Origin of the sequence: Yersinia enterocolitica, from assembly GCA_002082245.2 — a bacterium.
GTDB classification, from domain to species: Bacteria; Pseudomonadota; Gammaproteobacteria; order Enterobacterales; family Enterobacteriaceae; genus Yersinia; species Yersinia enterocolitica_E.
The window spans coordinates 3,508,218-3,528,649 of the sequence record NBTC02000002.1; the positions used below are offsets into that span (position 1 = coordinate 3,508,218).

Genomic DNA, 20,432 nt, shown 5'->3' on the forward strand with positions numbered 1-20,432 from the left:
GTCTGCTATCCAATATAAAAGCCTCCGCATGCCGGGGGCTTTTTGCATTTATGCCTGCTATTTCTCAGACCACCGGTGTGTCGATTGCTTGATATTTATTGGTCGTGCTGCCTGTATATTTCGTATTGATATAATCAAAACTTTTTTATTCTTTAATTGCGCGGGAAGTTTCTGGCACGCTCAGTATCAGGTCAACCAATTTAGTTGATTACAATTTATACCCGTCATACTTCAAGCTGCGTATGTGTTGGCTACACTCAATAACCCTAATCACTTACTTATGTAAGCTCATCGGGATTATCTCCCTTGCCGCCTTCCTGCTACTTGAATTATTTAGGGTATAGGTTAATAACTATTTAATTAATAACAATATTTATGGGAGCGGGTCAATGCGTAAATGGGGTGTAGGTCTGTCATTACTGCTGCTGGCATCAGGTGCCATGGCAAAAGATATCCAACTATTGAATGTGTCATATGATCCGACACGTGAATTCTATCAGGAATATAACCAGGCATTCAGTAAGCATTGGCAACAGCAAACCGGTGATAAGGTGACGGTGCGTCAATCACATGGCGGTTCCGGTAAGCAGGCGACCTCGGTTATTAATGGTATTGAAGCTGATGTGGTGACATTAGCACTGGCATATGATGTCGATGCTATTGCTGAGCGTGGTCGTATTGATAAAAACTGGATTAAGCGCCTGCCTGATAACTCTGCGCCGTATACCTCAACTATCGTGTTCTTGGTGCGTAAAGGGAATCCGAAACAGATTCATGACTGGTCAGATTTAGTGAAACCAGGAATTTCGGTCATTACACCTAATCCGAAAACCTCGGGTGGCGCGCGTTGGAACTATCTGGCGGCATGGGGTTATGCGTTAGAACACAACAATAATGATCAGGCTAAAGCGCAGGAATTCGTTAAAACGCTGTATAAGAATGTGGAAGTGTTGGACTCCGGCGCGCGTGGTGCCACGAATACCTTTGTTGAACGCGGTATTGGCGATGTGCTGATTGCCTGGGAGAACGAAGCTCTGCTGGCGGTGAATGAAGTAGGTAAAGACAAGTTTGATATCATCACGCCAAGTGTCTCTATTTTAGCTGAACCGACGGTATCTGTAGTGGATAAAGTGGTTGATAAGCGTGGTACCCGGGAAGTGGCGGATGCTTACTTAAAATACCTCTATTCGCCAGAAGGCCAGACTATTGCTGCCAAGAATTACTATCGGCCACGGGATCCGGCAGTGGCGGCTAAATTCGCCAACGAGTTCCCGAAATTGAAGTTGTTTACTATCGATGAAGTGTTCGGTGGCTGGACCAAAGCACAGCAGACACATTTCGCCACTGGTGGCGTGTTTGATGAAATAAGTAAACGATAAAATAATAACATTTTTATAGCCGTAGTAGACTCAGCGCCCGTAGGTTAATGCTTGCGGGCGCTTTGTTTTATTAACCATTTTAACCCTCTGATTATTTTCACAATTCATCTCTTTCTTACAGATAAAAACCGCGTAATTCGCCAGCACGTGTTAAATGCGCTATTGAGTTATTTGGTCTAATAAATGTGGCAAATTATGCGGAGAGAATTATGAGCATTCGTGGCGTTTCAAGTACGAGCTTGATAGATAATCCAGGTTTGGACCCATTAAGTCCGCCATTGAGGGCATTATCGAGGGGTGGGAGTACTGAATCACTGTATAGTAACGTGTCAATTATATGTGAACCTGATGAATGGGATGCCGCTTCAGCAGTTATCACTGAGAGCTATACACCACCAACATTAGCCATAACAAATGAGAAAGCCTCCTTTGGCATTAAGCCCAGTAACTACTCCATTTTTGGTACCAAAGAGAATTATCTAACAGGCTATTTGTTAAATATAGGCAATAGTAAGGGTAAGCCGCCTCTGTTACTACGACCACTCGCTGCTTTGCTGGCATACTTCGGCATTCATGGTTTTGGGCAAACTAACTGTGCTTCTTGTGCCACCGCCGTGGCTGAAACATTTGAGAAGAATACGGTTTATCTTGCAATACCCGAACTGAGAGGTGGGGATGTCAAAGGGAATATGGGGTTGCTAGATAAGAGTGCTAAGTCTGTTGATGAACTGTTGACTCAGCTACAGCAATATCAACCCACTGACGAGTTAAATGGTGTCCTTGTGATTCATCGGCCAGCTATGTTGCGCATGTTACCGGGGGCGACACAAGGGCATGCCTGTAATGTGATTAAATTTAAAGGCAGTAATATTATTCATTTTTTTTGTCTATCCCAGTTTAAAATGTCACCCTGATTTCCCATTTTTGAATGTCACTTTTTATCCAAATTCTGAAGAGAAAAGGGCAGTCAGGTCATCTTTTCAGACTGGGTTTGAACAGGGGCGGGTCGGCAAGTACCGGGTTCATTGCCCTCAGTTGTTCCTGAACCTGAGCACGCCTTTTAGGCATATGTTGGCTGCGATTTCTTTTCCCCGCTGTCTCGAGTTCGTCCTGCTTTTCCTGCGCTAATTTCAGAACTGCCCCCAGTCGCTTGTTGTCCACAATGCGGCCCTGATCGATACAGGCCAGCTTGTCGAATACCTGATACTTCAGCGTTCTGTTGCCATAGCGGAACGCCAGCGTGCCGTCCGGATAGTCAAAAGCCAGGATTTTCTCACCCGCAATATGCGCATTTTCCCCCGAGGGTTCAACAAGATAAAGCATCTTATCATATTGAAAGGTCAACGATTTTGAGAGCGTACGCAGCGTCTGCCAGGCAAAAATATCATCCAGCTCTGAGCGGTTCTCGCTGACAGGTCGATGGAGGTCTTTCGGGTAGGTTGCGGGTCTGGCGAATCGACGATTAAAGTCGCGAATAAAAACGTCCAGCCACGCATTGGCCGCGTCAATGCCACTGATGTTTTCCAGCCGCATCTCCTTAATCAGCCGATCCTGCAGCGTCAGGTTGGCACGCTCGACGCGCCCCTTAGCCTGGCTGCTGTTAGCACATATCAGTTCAATATTGAGATCATGCAACGCACGTCCGAACTGAGTCATGCCGGTCCGACGAGTCTCAGCCTGGCTGACTCTGAACACAGCATGCTTGTCGCTATAAAACGCCACCGGCTTGCCGTGTTTATCCACGTACTCGCGCGTTGCCAGCATGTAGTCGAAGGCTGATTCGCTCTGACAAAATCGCAGATGCATCAGGCGACCGGTGGCATCATCGATGTAAACCAACAGGCAGCACTTGGAGGCACGTCCTTCAAACCAGTCGTGGTGTGAACCGTCGATTTGAATGAGTTCACCCAAACAGTCGCGTCGATAACGGGGCTGATAAACTCGCGGTCGCCGATGGGCATGCGGCACCCAGAGACCGTCGGCAGTCATCCAGCAGCGCAACGTCTCGACAGAAACGGAAATCCCATGGCGCTCCTGAAGCTTTTCTGCGGCAAGTGTGGGCCCGAAACCGACGTAATTTTCACGTAGCAGCGTCAGTATCCGATGGCGCAGTGCAATATCAATGCGATGAGTTCCGGGCAAACCGCGACGGCTGTTCGTCAGCCCGGCAGCACCGGATTCCCTGAAGCGGTTCATCAGACGTTGTACCTGACGTTCTGTGAGATCCAACTGAGAGGCGGCATCACGGCGACGCAGGCGCTTTTCAACAACGGCCTGGATCACCGGCAAGCGGTGAAGTTCTTTATTGGACATGGTTACCAGCATCAGAAGAGATCTCCCAGAAAGGTGGAAAATGCGCCGTATCTGGGTGACATTATAAACTAGCTAAAAAGTGACATTATCAAATGGGACTTACATTTTTGATGCGCAGAAAAAGACTTATGTTGAATGTCACCTTAATAATATTGCAGGAAAAAGCGCGGAAATAAGCAAATTTCTTGGCCCAATTGGCACTGACGGAATTGATTTATATAAAAAAGAGTTTCATGAAAATTTTAATAAAAAAGCCGGAGCATCATCTGCCCCAGCTTAATCAGTAACTTAGAACCTGAATTAGGCTTTTTTAGCTTTCGCTGCTGCTTTCACGATAACCGCGAAAGCATCCGCTTTCAGTGATGCACCGCCAACCAGTGCGCCATCGATATCAGGCTGGGTGAACAGCTCTGCTGCGTTTTTGTCGTTAACAGAACCGCCGTACTGAATGATAACTTGTGCTGCAACCGCGGCATCTTGTTTCGCGATATGGTCACGGATGAATTTATGAACTGCCTGAGCCTGTGCCGGAGTGGCTGATTTGCCAGTACCGATTGCCCAAATTGGTTCATAAGCAATGACTGCGCCTTCGAACGCTTTTACGCCCAAAGTAGTCAGCACGGCATCCAGTTGTTTGGCGCAGACTGCTTCAGTTTGGCCCGCTTCGTTTTCTGCTTCGGATTCACCAATACATAAAACGGGGATCAGACCGGCTTCTTTCAATACACCAAATTTCTTGGCGATGAATTCATCACTTTCGTTGTGATAAGTACGGCGCTCAGAGTGACCGATGATGATGTATTGCGCACCGATATCTTTCAGCATGTCAGCAGAGGTTTCACCGGTAAATGCACCAGACAGGTTCACATCAACATTCTGTGCACCCAGAGCGATGCGGCTACCTGCCAACTCGTGCTTAGCTTGATTCAGATAGATAGTCGGTGGGGCAATAGCAACACCACAACCGTCAACGGTGCTCAGTTCTGTACGCAGGCCAGCGATAAGCTCTTTGACCATGTTAGTGCTACCGTTCAGCTTCCAGTTACCCATAACTAATGGATGACGCATGTTTCTTCCTCCAACAAGGGGACGCGAGGGTCAATAATAATGACTGCCCGACAGGCAGTTTACCTGTCCAACAGTATAGAGATGATTAGTGGCAATGGCTTTGCTTTTCGTCATTAATTGCGGCAAGACTATGCTTCAGATAGTGACAGCTTAATCGGTTCAACAGCGAAAGTTAGCCCTTTTTCGCCGTTATCCGCTACCACATAGCGAATTGCGCCAACCGGATGGGCATAGAAAGGCGAACCTTTACCTTGTGTCAGCAGTTGCTGCACATTATCAAGACTTTGCTGGAGCGTGAGTGTGGGCTCAAACTGGCGCATCAGGGCTGCCATATAATTGACAGCCACTAGTCGGGCCGCTTTCTCTTCACTCCCTTTTATCGGCAAATAGGTAATTTGTAAGGTCTTAATCTTACCGGTACCTTTTTCCAGTGCGGTTGAAGCATAGAGATTCTCATTAATCTTACTGGCAGCCCGAGTCAGTGGGGGCAGATCATCTTTTACTGTAATCGCATGAAACTCACTGAGAGGCAGTGTTGGATTCGTGCGGTTATAGCTTTCACGAAATTTGACCAGTGTTAAATCAAAAGTTGGCGCGCCAGAAAGTAGATAAGGCGCGGTCGGCTGAGCCTCTTCCGTTGGCTGACCGCTGTCGTCTGCGGGGTCGGCATGAGCGCGGCTAACTGTTGCTATTAGCAGCAGTATTGCCAGTATCGCGACTCTCTCTTTTCTCATGACTTATGCCGTCGTTAGAAGTGTGTGTAGGGGATTAAAGCGGTAATTGAGTGTGATTGTCAAAATTCACTGCAAAGATTATAGGTTAGTTGCGGCATTGGGGTACTCTATTGTGTATACCCGTCATACCTCAAGCTGCATGTGTGTTGGCTGCCTTCGTTCACCCCAGTCACTTACTTGTGTAAGCTCTTGGGGACTCGCTCAGTTGCCGCCTTCCTGCAACTCGAATTATTTAGGGTATACATCAACTTTAGGTTATATCAGGTAAATGGATCGGTTCATTGATGACAATACAGCAGTGGTGTTTCTCGTTTAAAGGCCGTATCGGGCGGCGGGACTTTTGGATCTGGATTAGTTTGTGGCTGTTGGCGATGCTGGTTGTTTTTACGCTGGCAGGTAAGGATTGGTTACCCATTCAGACTGCGGCTTTTGCGATAGTTTTTTTGCTGTGGCCAACGGCGGCAGTGGTGGTTAAACGGCTTCATGACCGTAATAAAGCCGGTTGGTGGGCATTTTTGGTGGTACTGGCCTGGATGCTGATGGCCGGTAACTGGCAGATGCTAGCGCCCATCTGGCAATGGGGTGTTGGGCGGTTTATTCCCACACTAATTATTGTCATGATGTTTATTGATTGTGGCGCATTTCTCGGTACCGAGGGTGACAATCGTTTTGGCCCAGAAGCGGTACCGGTGAAGTTTCTGGCTGATAAAACACCACAGTGAATAGGGTTTGATAAAGCCAAAAGGGCCATATGGCCCTTTACTATCAGTTGGTTAGCTTTGACAATACTGTCTATTACCAATATTGCTCGCTGGTCATATGCCCCGGTTTGCGGCGTAAATGTTTACGCATCTCACGCTGTTCTTTCAGCAATTGCTGGGTGTCTCGTACCATTTGCGGGTTACCGCATAGCATTACATGGCTGTCATGCGCGTCAATTTTCAGGCCGACAGCGGCTTCCAGTGAGCCATTCTCAATCAAGGCCGGAACTCTGCCGGTCAATGAACCGTGGGACTCTTCACGGCTCACCACTGTTTGGATACGTAACTTGCCGTTGTAGCGCTGTTCAAGTTGTTGCATCAGTGGCAGGTAGCTGAGATCACGGGCGAAACGTGCCGCATGGACCAACACCAGATTTTTGAAGCGTTCTAAATCACGCCCTTCCTGTAAAATTGACAGATAGGGGCCGATCGCGGTGCCGGTGGCTAACATCCACAAGGTATCGCAATCGGGGATCTCTTCTAGCACAAAGAAGCCCGCCGCTTGCTTGGTAACCATCACTTCACCGCCTACGGGCAACTGGTCCAGCCGTGGGCTGAGTTTGCCTTCCGGTACTGTGACCAAATAAAACTCCAGATTGTCGTCACTTGGCGCATTAACGTAGGAATAAGCCCGCTGTACCCGCTCGCCGTTGATATCTAATGCCAGCTTGGCAAATTGACCGGCGGTAAAGGAGTCAATTGGCGCATTGACCCGAATACTGAACAACGAGTCGGTCCAGTGTTCGATGTGAGTAATTTTGCCACTAACCCATTCAGCCATAATTCTTTCCCATCATATACTTATCTGAAGTGATGCCTAAAGCGATGGCGATATTTTAGAGCATTTGGTTGAAAAACATTATCGATAAAATGTTATGCCTTTCGTCCTTGGACCTCTGTCATCATTCTGAAAATGACACTGGGCTATGATTTCTACTGGTATTATCATCGCGTCCCCCTTGTCTTGCAGGAACTGCCGTTTCATCCAAATTGATAGGGGCATCATATTACTATCTCAGGTCAAAAACTCATCCAACTACCACCTTTCATTCGATAACGGCTAATGAATTGTATCGGTACTGGTGTTACGAAAGTGGCCTCGACGGTACGTGCTGGTAACATGGCAACAAAATTAGACGTATCCACCGAATGACCGTCAAGCAGCAATCGCGGCGCACTGACTTTGGGGCCGGTTCTAACCGATTGAGTGCCGATCACCTCAGCGGTAATGTTTTGCTGACGCATGCCTGGAATTTTAACTTCATAAAAATAGCTGCGGGTGTCAGCATAGCCGCCTGAATCGAGATCGGTACCAAAGGAAATATAATCAGGATTGCCTTGACGTACATGCGCCTGGGAATGCCCAGCGGCGTCTTCACTAAAGGCTTTTTTAAATCGCGTAAGCACGTCTTTCGAGGAATCACCGCTTCTGGGGTAGAATCCACCCGCTTTTCTGATGGCCTCCGGTGAACGATCGTCACCGCGATAAAACGTCATCAGATCTTCAGAAGCCCATGTTCTGGCCGCAACTGGGCTACCACGGCCTGATAAGCCTTTTTCCAGAATATTAGCAGTTCGTGTTCTCAGCCCCGATGTGGCGCGGGAGATACCTTTATAAACGCCATGGCCCACGCCTCCTGCCAGCCCGGAAATCCCTGTTCCCAGTGATATCCATCCCAATACTGAGGATGCTTCGGGATTACTATCGGAAATAGCGTTGCTCACAATAGATATTACATCTGAAGCAACGCCCATCGAGCCAACCACCAGTGATATTGCTGAAGCTGAGCTGATTGCTGTCATCACGCTGCCAGCGGCAATTATTGATGCACCGGCGCTAAATATAGCTGCCAATAATCCCAGAGAGCCCAACACGATCCCAGCAATGGCGCTTCCGCTCAGGTGACCGCTTGGATCTAGGCGATTAATAGGATCTCCTGCGCAGTAAGCATATGGATTAATGCCGCCAGCGCCAAACGGGCTGAGGCTATCCGGGCAGTTGAATCGCATTAGTAAAGGGTTGTAGGCACGATAACCGTTACCTAAATGGTAGCTTCCACTAACCGGATCGAGGCGTTCGCCATTAAACCCCGGTAACGGGGAAGGCGTGTAGCCATAGCCGTAGGGTGACCAAGTGTTGAGAGTACCGCTGCTGTTAGCTACCTCTCGTGACCAGAGCAAATTATCATGGTTATCGGTGGCCGTCAGGGTAAGATGGCTGAGCTCTTTTACCCCCAGACAGGCATGACCCAGTTTAATCAATCGATTATTACTTGCCTGATATGTTATGACTTCGTTGACTAACTCATTTCCTTGGTAATACAACACTCGCTTATCGCCATCACTGACGTTCTGGGCCACCAGTCGGTTCAGTGCATCGTAACTGTAGCTACCGCCTGCGATATTCTCTCCGTTTATGCCAATAAGACGACCGGTTACGTCGTAGGTGAGCGTGCGGCCCGATTCATCTTTAATCATGCGCCCATTGGCATCATAGTCGAGGGCAATACTGGCGGGATAATTAGGATGCGTATGAGTTATTGAGGTTAATTGTGTGGGATCGTCATCATTGAGATATCGGTACACTACACTGTCGGTAGTGCCATCGGAGAAAGTGGTTTCCAGGTGGGTCAGATTATTCAGAGCATCATAAGCGTAGCGTTGTGCAGATAACATCATGCCATTAGGCGCGGGTGACAGGTTGCTTCCGGTCGCGACATAGCTGACCAAACGATTACGTTTATCATAGCCGTAATTTTCAGTGTGAATGGTGATATTATTGTGTTTGGTGATACGAGTAGCCAACTGATCGTTTGCCAGCCATGTTTGTAATATGATGATTTCTATGCCTTTGCTATCAGTCACCTTACGGGATGTTTCCCGGCCAAAATCATCGTGAGCTAGCTGAGTTTTCAGGCTGTTCTGCGTTGTTCCATCGGTAATCAGCAAGCTGGCAAGGTAGCCTAACGGGTTATAACTTAGCCGTGCATTCAGATCATCATCCGCAACTTCAATTATTCTGCCGTCAGTATTTCGGTTATAGCGGGTTTGTGCGCCGGTGATATCGGTAAAAGTGGTGTTGCTACCACGCAGCGTCCAGCGATAATGACTGGCACGGGGGGAATCTTGGTGATGGATCACTGTTTCGGTTTTCAAACTGCCGGAAGGGTGCCAGGAAAATTGAGTATCGACACTGTCAGTTTCTTTGGCGTCCAACTGCCGGCCACTAATAGGGTCATAGCTAAACTCTTGGGTGACACCGTTTGCGTTGAGAGATTGCACCGAATTATTCAGTTCGGGAATGTAAGATAGATTAATCACTTCCTTCTCAGGGGTGATGATACTGAACGGAACGGGTGATGCTTCCTGATAGCGATAGGACGTAGTTCGGCCACAGCTGGAGCTTTCGATCAGCCGCCCCAGGCTATCAAAATTCTGAGTACCTAGTAGCCAATGCTGGGTTTTTCCTGCTGAATTCTTACCCGTAAGGGTGAGTGAGGCTACACAATTGCCCTTTAAATAGCCGGGGTAGGTGCGGGTTACTATGCTGCCGTCTGCTGTAGTTTGGCTGACTAGCCGGTCGTAAGCATCATAGGTATGTAAAGTGACATGCCCAAGTTCATCTTCTTCTCGGCATAAGCGGCCCAGTCCATCGTAAGCATAGTGGCACACTCCCTGTGGCTTTCCGGCAGTGTCAATACGGGTCGTGCTCAGAGGGCGTAGATTGATATCGTATTGAATTTTGCTGCTACCACTGTCGATCTCACGGTTATTGTTGTTACCACTCTGGTGGAGAGTTTGGGTAAGCTGAATAGGGTCATTCACTTGCCAACGCGTAATGCCGTCGCTGCCAGCGGCTTTAGTTATTTCCCCCCAATTATCATAAGTATGAGCCGAGTTAATGGCATATTGTTCAGGCCGCTGATTTTTCGCTATCCACCAATCACTGCTTTTCTCTGCGGTGATTTCATTTAACAGGTTATAGCTATAAGACTGAATTTCATACCAAGAAGGTGTCTCTCCCGCATTCGACTGCTGTTGGCGTAATGTGCGACCCAGACCATCAAAATAGGTGCGAAGCTTATTACCTGCGGCATCTGTTTCAGTAGTGGAAAGCTTCCCTTCGCCATCGATCAGGTAGTCCCAACGGGTCGTATTTTCATAGCGAGTGCCAGGGCAGGTAACTCTGGAGGTAAGACGGCCCATTTCATCGTATTGATAATGCGTAGTAATACCTTGAGCATCGGTTTTTGCATACAACAGCCCAGTATAAGCGGAGCGAGTGTGAGTTACCGTACTGGTTACACCGTCAGAGCCGATAAATTTTGCTATTTGAGTTAATAAACCACTTTGTATTTGAGTTGTAAAACGCTGAGTGCTGGTGAATTGCTTGCCGCTATCTGACAGCTCATACATGTCCTCGTTAATGGCAATAATTCGCCCAAACTCGGCGTCATTAGCGTCACTTATTGACATTAGGTTCTGTTGCGACAACAACTGGTCGTCGCGATAAAAGAATTTCTTCTCTTGCACCACATACGGAGTATTGCCGAGTCTTTGGTAGGTAAAACGGCAGGTCCGGATTGGCGTGGTATAAGCGGATTCGGCAGGGATGAGTTTTTGTTGTTTCATAAATCGCACAAAACCATTGGGTTCCGCTGGGCAGTTTTCCTCCCCCTGGTTGGCGTACCAACGGGTCACTACCACCGAACCATCAGGATTTTCTTCCTTCGTTGGGTTGCCCCAGAGATCAAATTCAGTTTTCGTTATTTCAACGCGGCGTTGTTCGGTTGCTGGTTTGCTGGTATCAAGAAACGTCGTTGTGGTTTGTTTGGGGAGCTGAAATTGTGCGGGCTGTTGGCCAAAAGGGATGCCTTTTTTGGCATAATACTCAGTTTCTACGGTACATGAACAGCTGCCCTGTTGGGTGCTTTCCCGCGTAATCAGATGGAAATTATTGTATCTACGGGTAATAACAATATTGTGCTTATCACCGAGTTGAGTTTCCGTTGATCCATATTGGTAATCCGTCAGGATCCGATAAGCATTATCGCTATTTGGTAAGAAATTCACGCCACTGGCAAAGCCTAAATAGTTCGTGTTGGTATATTCGTAGAGGGTGACCAACTTTTGCTGCCCAGTTCCGGGGGTGATAGTGTGTCTGACGGCGGCAGGCAACGCGGGCACGGCATTCTCAGGAAAGCGCATCAAGTTATTTTGGTAATCAACGTTTTCAATTAAGCCGGATGGATAAGTCACCTGTTCAATATAACCCTCGCCAGTATAGGCCATAACCCATTGATACTTATTATCAACTAAGGTTATTTTTTGCAATCGTTTGTTGAACAACTGAAATTGTAGCGTGCGCTGTTCCTGCGTCCCTGAAAAAATAGTAATTTCAGGGAATATCGCATCGTCGTAATTTATTTTAAGTAATTCTCTATTGGCATCTCGGATGCTGGCTAGACGCTTGAAACCTTTAAATATCCAGTTAAAATGAACTTCATGCCCTAACGGAGAAATTACTGAAATAACATTTTTAATATTTTGACCTGAATTCCTGCCTTCTAATATTTCGACCACACCTGATTTATAAGTAATAATATAGTTATCATTATTACGCTCGAATTTAAAAGAGCTTAATTTTTTTTGCTCAATTTCTACGCCGTTAGCACTTTCATAAATATGGTATTTATCACCTGTTGATAAATACAAAACTTTATTTAGTGCATCATACTGTGAGAAAGAAAATGAAAACCCCATGCCAAGGCCAATGTTATTATTATCAAACATATTATAATGTAGTGATACATCTATTTCCGGCCCTAAATTGTTATTAGCCACCACACTGGCAATAGGAAAAGAAAATGAATATAAACCGGTTCTCGGGTCAACGCCGCCTAAGGCTGCACTGATGAAATTACCACTCTGAGTGAAATAGTTAGCCACTTGAGTCATATAAATGACCTCCATTGAGTTTTTTTAATATTGAAATGAAAGTAGCCCAGTCGGTAAAACTGAAACTACTTTTAATAATAAATCACGGTTAAGCAATGGGATGAATGCAAGGTGAACTAAGCCAAGACATGGAAGGATATGTCCTGGTCGCCATTAGATTTTACGTCAATATCAGCTCTGTTACCGTATTGGTCATGTAAGAAGAAATGCAGAGATTTAGACCAATCGTTATAAGACCATAGCGCACCGTACCATAGGCGATAAGACCAGAAACAGATACCGCGTTCCTCATGATTTTTCGAGGTAACGCTAATGGTCCAGGAGTTCGACACTTGAAATTTGGCAGTATAGTTAGCTGAGCTAATATCAATTGAGCTATCAGTTGAGGTAGAACAGCCTTTATAGTTGCCTTGCTGTCTATAATAGAACCAGTATCTCTGATCACATAAAGCATCATGGGTAATGGTATTATCTGTCGATTTAAATCGGACGTAATACTTTCTCAAGATACTGTTATAGCCGTCAACACGGTTTTCTTGTTTAGTCAAAATGTCCAAATCATTATCAGTGAATATTCTCGCCGGGAGAATTCTCATTGATATATAGTCAGGTATTGCATTGTTATTATTGTTTATTTGTGCCGTTGTATACTCTATTTTGGTCTCAGTATTGGGATCGTTAATGAAAACCTGAACATATACTTTGAGTGGGGACTCTGAAACTTTAGGAACAGATAAATAGAAGTGACAAGGGTTACCGGGATTGTCTCGTGATATTTGCTTGAGAACAGGATAAACATATTCCCTAGCCACTTTTGATTTGGTTAATATCCTGCTGGGAATAGGCGTATTTTTATAATCGACGAGATTAATATGGTCGTATATTTCATCGCTGGATAAAAATACTGGGTTATTTTTTTTATCTCTAGCTTCAATAATTATATCTACGGGTATTTGATTATTACCATTGGCATAGATAGAAGTCGATTTCTCACCATTGGAAATATAAATACTTAATTTATATATACTTGCTATATCATTCCAGTTAGACATATATCACCTCTTTAGGTTGAGATTTCACCCATCGACTTTATTAGCCATGAGTGGTGCAAATAAATCTTATATTGATGATTTGGCTTATTCAACCGGTGATTTTAAATCCTGTTACTCATAATATGATGTTATTGTATGAAAAATAATTTAATAAAAAACAAAGTGTATCAGTAAATATAAAACTCGCTGAATGATACCGGGGGGATATTAATTGGTATAGACTATTTTGTGGGGTCTTTATAGTATTTTTTAGTCACATTTTTATTCAGAACTCTATTAATACAATTGCTAATTTTGAGGTCCGCTCAGGAAACGGAAATTATTGTACTATAAGGGCTTCCCCGGCATGTCAACACCGGTTTTTTCGGTTCCTGTCTGCTCGTCATTAAAATTAAAGGGGAGAGACTGCGGTACTATAAACGGTCATGAGGAATCGTAATCGATTCGGACCCTGATGAAAGACGCTCGTGAGATTCTTGTTCGTTTAACGGATACGTATATCCTGTACAATAGTCAGATATATCTCACGGGGTCTAACCCTTTATCATCAACGAGTTGCAGTTAAGATGGTTAATCAGTTTCGTGCTTTAGCTCACTGAGTACAACCTGAAATCATCACCATAATGTAGTGATGCCCAGCACAGTCTTGCATTTTTAGCCGCTATGGCCACAACGGCACGCCAGTATCCTCTGCGCTCAACTAGCGAGCAAACCCAACGACTGAATGAGTCTGTCTTTTTCTCGGCGCCAATCAGAACTGAACGAGCGCCCTGGACCAACAGCGTTCGTAGATACGAATCGCCCGCCTTCGTTATCCTGCCAAGCTTTGATTTTCCGCCGCTACTATATTGCGATGGCGTTAGTCCCAGCCAAGCTGCCAGTTGTCGTCCATTTTTAAAATCGTGTGCATTACCGATACTGGCGACCAGAGCACAGGCTGTTGTGGGGCCAATCCCTTTCAGTTCCATCAGTCGTTGGCTGCGGTGATCCGCTTTTGCCATGCGGGACAGGATCCGGTCATATTCAGTAACGTTATTTTCAATGCGATCAATGTGTTTCAGCAGGTCATCAACACATTGCTGAACCTGAAGCGGCAAAGATTTCTTCTGTTCAGATACCATGTGGCGCAGGGCATCTGTACTTTGTGGAGCGATGACGCCGAATTCAGAGATCAACCCTCGCAGGCGATTATATGTTGCTGTTTTCTCTTCGATAAAACCTTGCCGGGTACGATGTAAACACTGCATGGCCTGCTGGCTTTCGTCTTTCACTGGTACGAACCGCATATGCGGACGACGAACAGCTTCACAGATAGCCTGAGCATCAGCAGCATCATTTTTCCCTGATTTACCTGCCATACGGTAAGGCGATACAAATTTAGCTGCCATCAGGCGCGGTTCATGACCATACTGCCGAAACAACCTTGCCCAGTAGTGAGCCCCAGAGCATGCCTCCATCCCGATAACACAGGGAGGTAAACTGGCAATCAGCTCAGGAAGCGCAGCACGCGGTACTTTGGGTTTAACCAGAACAGTTTTACCGTGTTGGTCAACGCAGTGAACAGCAAACACATTTTTAGCAAGATCGATACCGACAGTAGTGATGGTCATAACGAATCCCTCCGGGGCTATGTTTACCCCATGATTGCATAAGAGTTAATCAGGCGCATATCCAGGGGAAGTCCCTTCCATTCGTTTAGAACATTATTTAACCACTATCGATACGCAACAGATTTATTTAGCGTCAATGATTACCGCTTTTAAATTATCTCTCTCCATGTATTGCTTTTAGGTTATGCCATTATTCACGATTGCCGCATAAATGCTTTACCGCGCTGGAGCACCCTAATATAACGATCTGTTCTGTTCAAAAAACAGGCTTATCGTATAATTATTTTCCAATATTTAAACACATCTCTTCTCCATCAAGGTTCATCTGGACAGTTTACTTTACGGCCATGGTGTTTTTATCTGCCAGTTGGCTATTTGGCAATATGTCGTGCTGGCTCGCTAAAATTTCTAGATTTGTTAGCTTATGCGCCAATAGTGAGGTGTGTCACTTTTTCAATATCAATGTGGCACGTAGTCCGGCTAATAGACTAGTTAAGACAATGAGAAAAATAGAAAATTTCCACCTGCTGGTTATGTTGATCCTCCTGGTTGCCGTTGGTCAGATGGCGCAAACCATTTATGTGCCGGTTATCTCGGATATCGCCCGTGATTTATCGGTTCGCACCGGAGTGGTGCAGCGCGTGATGGCAGCGTATCTATTGACCTATGGTTTTTCACAATTGATTTATGGCCCGCTATCAGACCGGGTTGGTCGCCGGCCGGTGATTCTGGTTGGTATGATGATATTCATGTTGGGGGCGCTTGGGGCTTGGCTGGCGGATAGCCTGACCATGTTGGTTGCTGCCAGCGCTTTGCAGGGGATGGGGACGGGAGTTGCAGGTGTGATGGCACGCACCATGCCACGGGATTTATATGCCGGTACGGCGCTACGCTACGCCAACAGTATGTTAAATATGGGTATTTTAGTCAGCCCTTTAATGGCACCGGTTATCGGTGGAGTGCTGGCCAGTCTATTTGGCTGGCGCGCTTGCTATGCGTTCTTGCTATTTCTGTGTGGTGGTGTGGCGTTTTGTATGTTCCGCTGGTTGCCGGAGACTCGGCCACAGCAAACTGAAAAGCGGCGAATGTTGGCCAGCTTCCGCCTGTTACTCTCTGACCGGGCCTTTAGCTGCTATTTAATCATGTTGATTGGAGCGTTGGCCGGGATTGCCGTATTTGAAGCCAGTGCCGGCGTGTTGATGGGGGGGGGGCTGGGGCTGAGCGGTATGATGGTCAGTATTCTGTTTATTTTGCCGATCCCAGCCGCATTTTTCGGTGCATGGTATGCCGGGCGCGAAGGTAAAACCTTTCACAGCCTGATGTGGCATTCGGTTATCAGTTGCCTGCTGGCCGGGTTGATGATGTGGATCCCTGGTTGGTTCGGCATCATGAATATCTGGACGCTGGTGATACCGGCAGCGTTGTTCTTCTTTGGCGCCGGAATGCTGTTCCCACTGGCAACTACCGGTGCCATGGAGCCGTTTCCATACCTGGCCGGTGCGGCAGGGGCATTAGTGGGGGGATTGCAGAATATGGGATCAGGATTGGCTACCTGGTTGTCAGCTATGCTGCCACAAACCGGGCAATTTAGTTTGGGGCTACTGATGTTTGCCATGGCAATTCTGATTTTGCTGTGTTGGTGGCCGTTATCTCATCGGATGCAACCACAAGAGCATCATGCTTAAGTCGGCAGATAAAAACGGGTACTGATTTAATGCGGTACCCGTTTTATTTTTTGCTCAAAGAGGACGAAAAAGATTCACGGGGCGGTTTACAGCAAGAACTCGTGTAATGCTGAGTCTTTGCGATCAAGGAAATGGGTCGAACGGATACGGCGGATAGTGCGGGATTTACCCCGGATCAGCAGTGTCTCAGTGGTCGCCATGTTGCCTTTACGATAAATCCCTTCCAGCAAGTCGCCTTTGGTAATACCGGTTGCAGAGAAAATCACATTGTCATTACGGGCCATATCCCCCAATAACAGCACTTTACCTGCTTCAATACCCATGGATTTGCAACGAATCAATTCTTGTTCACCCATACGGCGGTTATCTTCGTTATCGCCCTTAACTTGATGGCGTGGCAACAAGCGGCCTTGCATATCGCCATCCAGTGCACGGATCACCGCAGCAGAAATGACACCTTCAGGCGCACCACCGATGCAGTACATCACATCGACTTCGCTTTCTGGCATGCAGGTCAAAATGGACGCTGCCACGTCGCCATCTGGAATGGCAAACACTTTCACCCCAAGTTGCTGCATTTCAGCGATGATACCGTCATGGCGTGGTTTAGCCAGTGTGATAACAGTTAAATCACTCAAGGGTTTATTGAGCTTGATGGCGATATTGCGCAGGTTTTGTTCCAGCGGTAGGTTAAGGTCGATAGCCCCTTTGGCTCCCGGTCCAACTACCAGCTTTTCCATGTACATATCCGGGGCATGTAAAAATGTCCCTTTATCTCCCACCGCCAGCACCGCCAGCGCATTTGCCTGGCCCATGGCGGTCATACGGGTGCCTTCAATCGGGTCAACCGCAATATCAACCGCATCACCTTGACCGGTCCCCACGTTTTCACCGATAAAAAGCATCGGTGCTTCATCGATTTCACCTTCACCGATAACAATCTGCCCATCAATATTGACTTGATTGAGCATAATACGCATGGCCCGTACGGCAGCGCCGTCGGCGGCATTCTTATCGCCCCGGCCCAGCCACTTATAGCCTGCCAGCGCGGCAGCTTCGGTGACACGGGAAAACTCGATGGCTAGTTCACGTTTCATGGTTAGACCTGTATCCCCGTCATACTTCAAGCTGCATGTGCGTTGGCTACGCTCGTTACTTGGCTCGTCAATGGGCCTCACAAGGCGAGACCGCTGCAAGCAGATTTTTCATCCCAGTCACCTACTTAATGTAAGCTCTTGGGGCTTTTCTCGCTTGCCACCTTTCTGCAACTCGAATTATTTAGGGTAATAGAAGAAGGATGTAAGCAGGAATTCTACCATCTTTGCGAAGTAAAGCCGTAGGGGTGTCTTTTGGCGGGATGAGATTTTTCACAATAAAAAGGCACCATCAGGAATGATGGCGCCTTTGGTTTACAAAAAACAGTGTAAAACAAGCGGGCCGTTACTCTTCGTGCTCTTCCCATGCCTGGGCACGCGCCACGGCTTTCTTCCAGCCACGGTAGCGAACATCACGTTCAGTGGTTTCAATCCCTGGGCGGAATTCGCGCTCAATCGTTGCCTTGCTTTTCACTTCATCCAGATCACTCCAGAAGCCAGTCGCAAGACCTGCCAGGAACGCAGCACCGAGAGCGGTACTTTCACGAACCGCTGGGCGTTCAACGCGGGTACCCAGAATATCGGCCTGGAACTGCATCAGGAAGTTATTCGCCACCGCACCACCGTCCACACGCAGTGATTTCAGACGTTCGCCGGCATCTGCCTGCATCGCATCCAGTACATCACGCGTCTGGTAAGCAATCGATTCAAGGGTTGCACGGATAATGTGGTTACTGTTAACCCCACGTGTCAGGCCGAAAATCGCACCTCGGGCATACGGGTCCCAATAAGGTGCACCGAGGCCGGTGAACGCTGGCACTACGTATACGCCGTTGCTGTCTTTCACTTTAGTGGCGAAATATTCGGAGTCGGTAGCATCACTGATCAGTTTTAGCTCATCACGCAGCCACTGGATAGATGCGCCGCCAATAAATACCGCGCCTTCCAGTGCATAGTTAACTTCACCTCGTGGGCCGCAGGCAATAGTAGTCAGCAGGCCATGAGTAGACTGAACGGCTTCTGTACCGGTATTCATCAACAAGAAACAGCCGGTTCCGTAGGTATTTTTAGCCATGCCGGGTTGTACACAAAGCTGACCGAACAAGGCCGCTTGCTGGTCACCCGCGATCCCTGCGATTGGAATACGGGTCCCGCCTTTACCACCAATGTTGGTCTGGCCGTAAACTTCTGAGGATGGACGGACTTCAGGCAGCATAGCGCGCGGAATATTCAGCGCTTTCAGCATACGGTCATCCCACTCTTTGGTACGGATATTAAACATCATGGTACGTGATGCGTTTGTGTAATCCGTAACGTGTACGCGGCCTTGGGTCATGTTCCATACCAGCCAGGTATCCACCGTACCAAACAGTAACTCACCGCGTTCAGCGCGCTCACGGGCACCCTCGACGTTATCAAGGATCCATTTCACTTTGGTGCCGGAGAAGTAAGGGTCGACCACCAGGCCGGTGTTGTAACGGATGTACTCTTCCAGCCCTTCTTTTTTCAGTTTTTCGCAGATATCAGCAGTACGACGGCATTGCCAAACAATGGCGTTATACACTGGTTTCCCAGTTACTTTATCCCAAACAATGGTGGTTTCACGTTGGTTGGTAATACCGATACCGGCGATTTCGTCAGAACTGATACCGGCTTTTGCCAGTACTTCAACCAGTGTTGAGCTTTGCGTCGCCCAGATTTCCATCGGGTCATGTTCAACCCAACCGGCTTTAGGGTAAATTTGAGTGAATTCGCGCTGAGAAACACTCACGATATTGGCATCATGATCCAGCACCACGGCTCTGGAGCTGGTGGTTCCCTGATCAAGCGCGACAATGTATTTCTTTTGAGTAGTATTTTCAGTTGTCATAGTTAGCCTACTTTTAAGTTGCCGTAAATCTATTGGGTAGTATCTATTATTTATGCTTTACGTTCTGTGGTCGTTACCGTGGTTTCTTCATCATCAACCACGCACACATCGCACGGTAAATGGCGGCCAATCAGGGCGCGATAACCGAAAGCACCGAGTAATGCACCGACGATAGGCCCGAAAATAGGGACCAGGAAGTAAGGAATATCACGCCCGCCAGTGAAGGCAATTTCGCCCCAACCTGCCAGATAAGCGAATACCTTTGGACCAAAGTCACGTGCTGGATTCAATGCAAACCCAGTCAATGGACCCATAGATGCACCGATAACGGCAATCAAGATACCAATCAGTAGAGGAGCCAGTGGGCCGCGTGGAATACCGTTACCATCATCGGTCAGTGCCAGAATCAGACACATCAGAATGGCAGTAATCACTGTTTCAACCAGGAAGGCCTGGAACACAGAAATATGTGGATTTGGATAAGTTGAGAAGATTCCGGCTAGATTCAGGCTCTCGGCGCTACCGCGAACCACTTGGTGCGTTTGTTCGAAATCGACAAACAGGTTGTAATAGAGGCCATACACTAACGCGGCAGCGCAAAATGCGCCGGCAACCTGCGCCACAATGTAAGGGAGAACTTTACGGCGATCGAAACAAGCGAATAACCACAATGCAATGGTTACGGCCGGATTAAGATGTGCACCTGAGATTGCTGCTGTCAAATAGATGGCCATGGCAACACCCAGGCCCCAAATGATACTGATTTCCCACTGCCCAAAACTGGCTCCAGCCAACTTCAATGCAGCAACGCAGCCTACACCAAAAAAGATCAGCAGACCGGTACCGAGAAACTCCGCAATACACTGGCCCTTCAACGTCGAACTAGCGGTTTGGCTCATAGTAGATGT

General features: G+C 47.2%; 15 protein-coding genes and 2 pseudogenes. 7 read left to right on the forward strand and 10 right to left on the reverse strand.

Going from position 1 to position 20,432, the window contains the following annotated elements; genetic code table 11:
• Positions 1-28 precede the first annotated feature (28 nt).
• The 3 genes and pseudogenes from A6J66_017535 (at position 29) to A6J66_017545 (ending at position 2,263) form a co-directional block, all read left to right on the forward strand.
• On the forward strand, positions 29-208 hold the full coding sequence (locus A6J66_017535; protein ID PNM25822.1) for a hypothetical protein: 180 nt from the start codon (positions 29-31) through the stop codon (positions 206-208).
• Between the two features lie 181 nt (positions 209-389).
• Positions 390-1,379 carry a sulfate ABC transporter substrate-binding protein gene (locus A6J66_017540; GenBank protein PNM25823.1) on the forward strand — a complete coding sequence of 330 codons (990 nt, stop codon included), beginning with the start codon at positions 390-392 and terminating at the stop codon, positions 1,377-1,379.
• Positions 1,380-1,786: 407 nt separating this feature from the next.
• Positions 1,787-2,263: pseudogene (locus A6J66_017545) on the forward strand (hypothetical protein).
• A gap of 88 nt (positions 2,264-2,351) precedes the next feature.
• Here the strand turns inward: A6J66_017545 and A6J66_017550 are convergent.
• A complete protein-coding gene (locus tag A6J66_017550) occupies positions 2,352-3,692 on the reverse strand; it encodes an ISNCY family transposase (protein PNM27059.1) in 1,341 nt (446 codons plus the stop codon).
• A gap of 88 nt (positions 3,693-3,780) precedes the next feature.
• On the opposite strand from A6J66_017550, the pseudogene A6J66_017555 reads away from it, so the two are divergent.
• A pseudogene (locus A6J66_017555) lies at positions 3,781-3,972 on the forward strand (hypothetical protein).
• A gap of 20 nt (positions 3,973-3,992) precedes the next feature.
• Here the strand turns inward: A6J66_017555 and A6J66_017560 are convergent.
• Both A6J66_017560 and A6J66_017565 read right to left on the reverse strand, forming a co-directional pair.
• Positions 3,993-4,760, reverse strand: coding sequence for a triose-phosphate isomerase (locus tag A6J66_017560; GenBank protein ID PNM25824.1), 768 nt, complete (start codon positions 4,758-4,760; stop codon positions 3,993-3,995).
• Between the two features lie 128 nt (positions 4,761-4,888).
• The gene (locus A6J66_017565; GenBank protein PNM25825.1) at positions 4,889-5,494 is read right to left on the reverse strand and encodes a DUF1454 domain-containing protein; all 606 of its coding nucleotides are present in this window, start codon (positions 5,492-5,494) and stop codon (positions 4,889-4,891) included.
• A 52-nt stretch (positions 5,495-5,546) separates the two neighbouring features.
• Here A6J66_017565 and A6J66_017570 point away from each other — a divergent pair, with 52 nt between their 5' ends.
• Together A6J66_017570 and A6J66_017575 are read left to right on the forward strand one after the other, a co-directional pair.
• On the forward strand, positions 5,547-5,762 hold the full coding sequence (locus tag A6J66_017570; protein ID PNM25826.1) for a hypothetical protein: 216 nt from the start codon (positions 5,547-5,549) through the stop codon (positions 5,760-5,762).
• Between the two features lie 16 nt (positions 5,763-5,778).
• On the forward strand, positions 5,779-6,216 hold the full coding sequence (locus A6J66_017575) for a DUF805 domain-containing protein (GenBank protein PNM25827.1): 438 nt from the start codon (positions 5,779-5,781) through the stop codon (positions 6,214-6,216).
• 73 nt (positions 6,217-6,289) lie between these two features.
• On the opposite strand, the gene A6J66_017580 is transcribed toward A6J66_017575, so the two are convergent.
• The 4 genes from A6J66_017580 to A6J66_017595 all read right to left on the reverse strand — a co-directional run bounded on the left by A6J66_017580 (position 6,290) and on the right by A6J66_017595 (position 14,875).
• Positions 6,290-7,036, reverse strand: coding sequence for a ferredoxin--NADP(+) reductase (locus tag A6J66_017580; GenBank protein ID PNM25828.1), 747 nt, complete (start codon positions 7,034-7,036; stop codon positions 6,290-6,292).
• Between the two features lie 239 nt (positions 7,037-7,275).
• Positions 7,276-12,213 carry a type IV secretion protein Rhs gene (locus A6J66_017585; protein PNM25829.1) on the reverse strand — a complete coding sequence of 1,646 codons (4,938 nt, stop codon included), beginning with the start codon at positions 12,211-12,213 and terminating at the stop codon, positions 7,276-7,278.
• A gap of 116 nt (positions 12,214-12,329) precedes the next feature.
• Positions 12,330-13,265 carry a transferase gene (locus tag A6J66_017590; protein PNM25830.1) on the reverse strand — a complete coding sequence of 312 codons (936 nt, stop codon included), beginning with the start codon at positions 13,263-13,265 and terminating at the stop codon, positions 12,330-12,332.
• Between the two features lie 587 nt (positions 13,266-13,852).
• Positions 13,853-14,875, reverse strand: a complete 1,023-nt coding sequence (locus A6J66_017595; protein PNM25831.1) for an IS110 family transposase — start codon at positions 14,873-14,875, stop codon at positions 13,853-13,855.
• 500 nt (positions 14,876-15,375) lie between these two features.
• Between A6J66_017595 and A6J66_017600 the strand changes: the two genes are divergently transcribed.
• On the forward strand, positions 15,376-16,560 hold the full coding sequence (locus tag A6J66_017600) for a multidrug transporter EmrD (protein PNM25832.1): 1,185 nt from the start codon (positions 15,376-15,378) through the stop codon (positions 16,558-16,560).
• Between the two features lie 86 nt (positions 16,561-16,646).
• On the opposite strand, the gene glpX is transcribed toward A6J66_017600, so the two are convergent.
• The 3 genes from glpX to A6J66_017615 form a co-directional block, all read right to left on the reverse strand.
• The gene (gene glpX, locus A6J66_017605; protein PNM25833.1) at positions 16,647-17,657 is read right to left on the reverse strand and encodes a fructose-bisphosphatase class II; all 1,011 of its coding nucleotides are present in this window, start codon (positions 17,655-17,657) and stop codon (positions 16,647-16,649) included.
• A gap of 343 nt (positions 17,658-18,000) precedes the next feature.
• The gene (gene glpK, locus A6J66_017610; protein ID PNM25834.1) at positions 18,001-19,524 is read right to left on the reverse strand and encodes a glycerol kinase; all 1,524 of its coding nucleotides are present in this window, start codon (positions 19,522-19,524) and stop codon (positions 18,001-18,003) included.
• Positions 19,525-19,574: 50 nt separating this feature from the next.
• Complete coding sequence (locus A6J66_017615) at positions 19,575-20,423, reverse strand: aquaporin family protein (protein PNM25835.1); 849 nt, start codon at positions 20,421-20,423, stop codon at positions 19,575-19,577.
• Between the last annotated feature and the right edge of the window lie 9 nt (positions 20,424-20,432).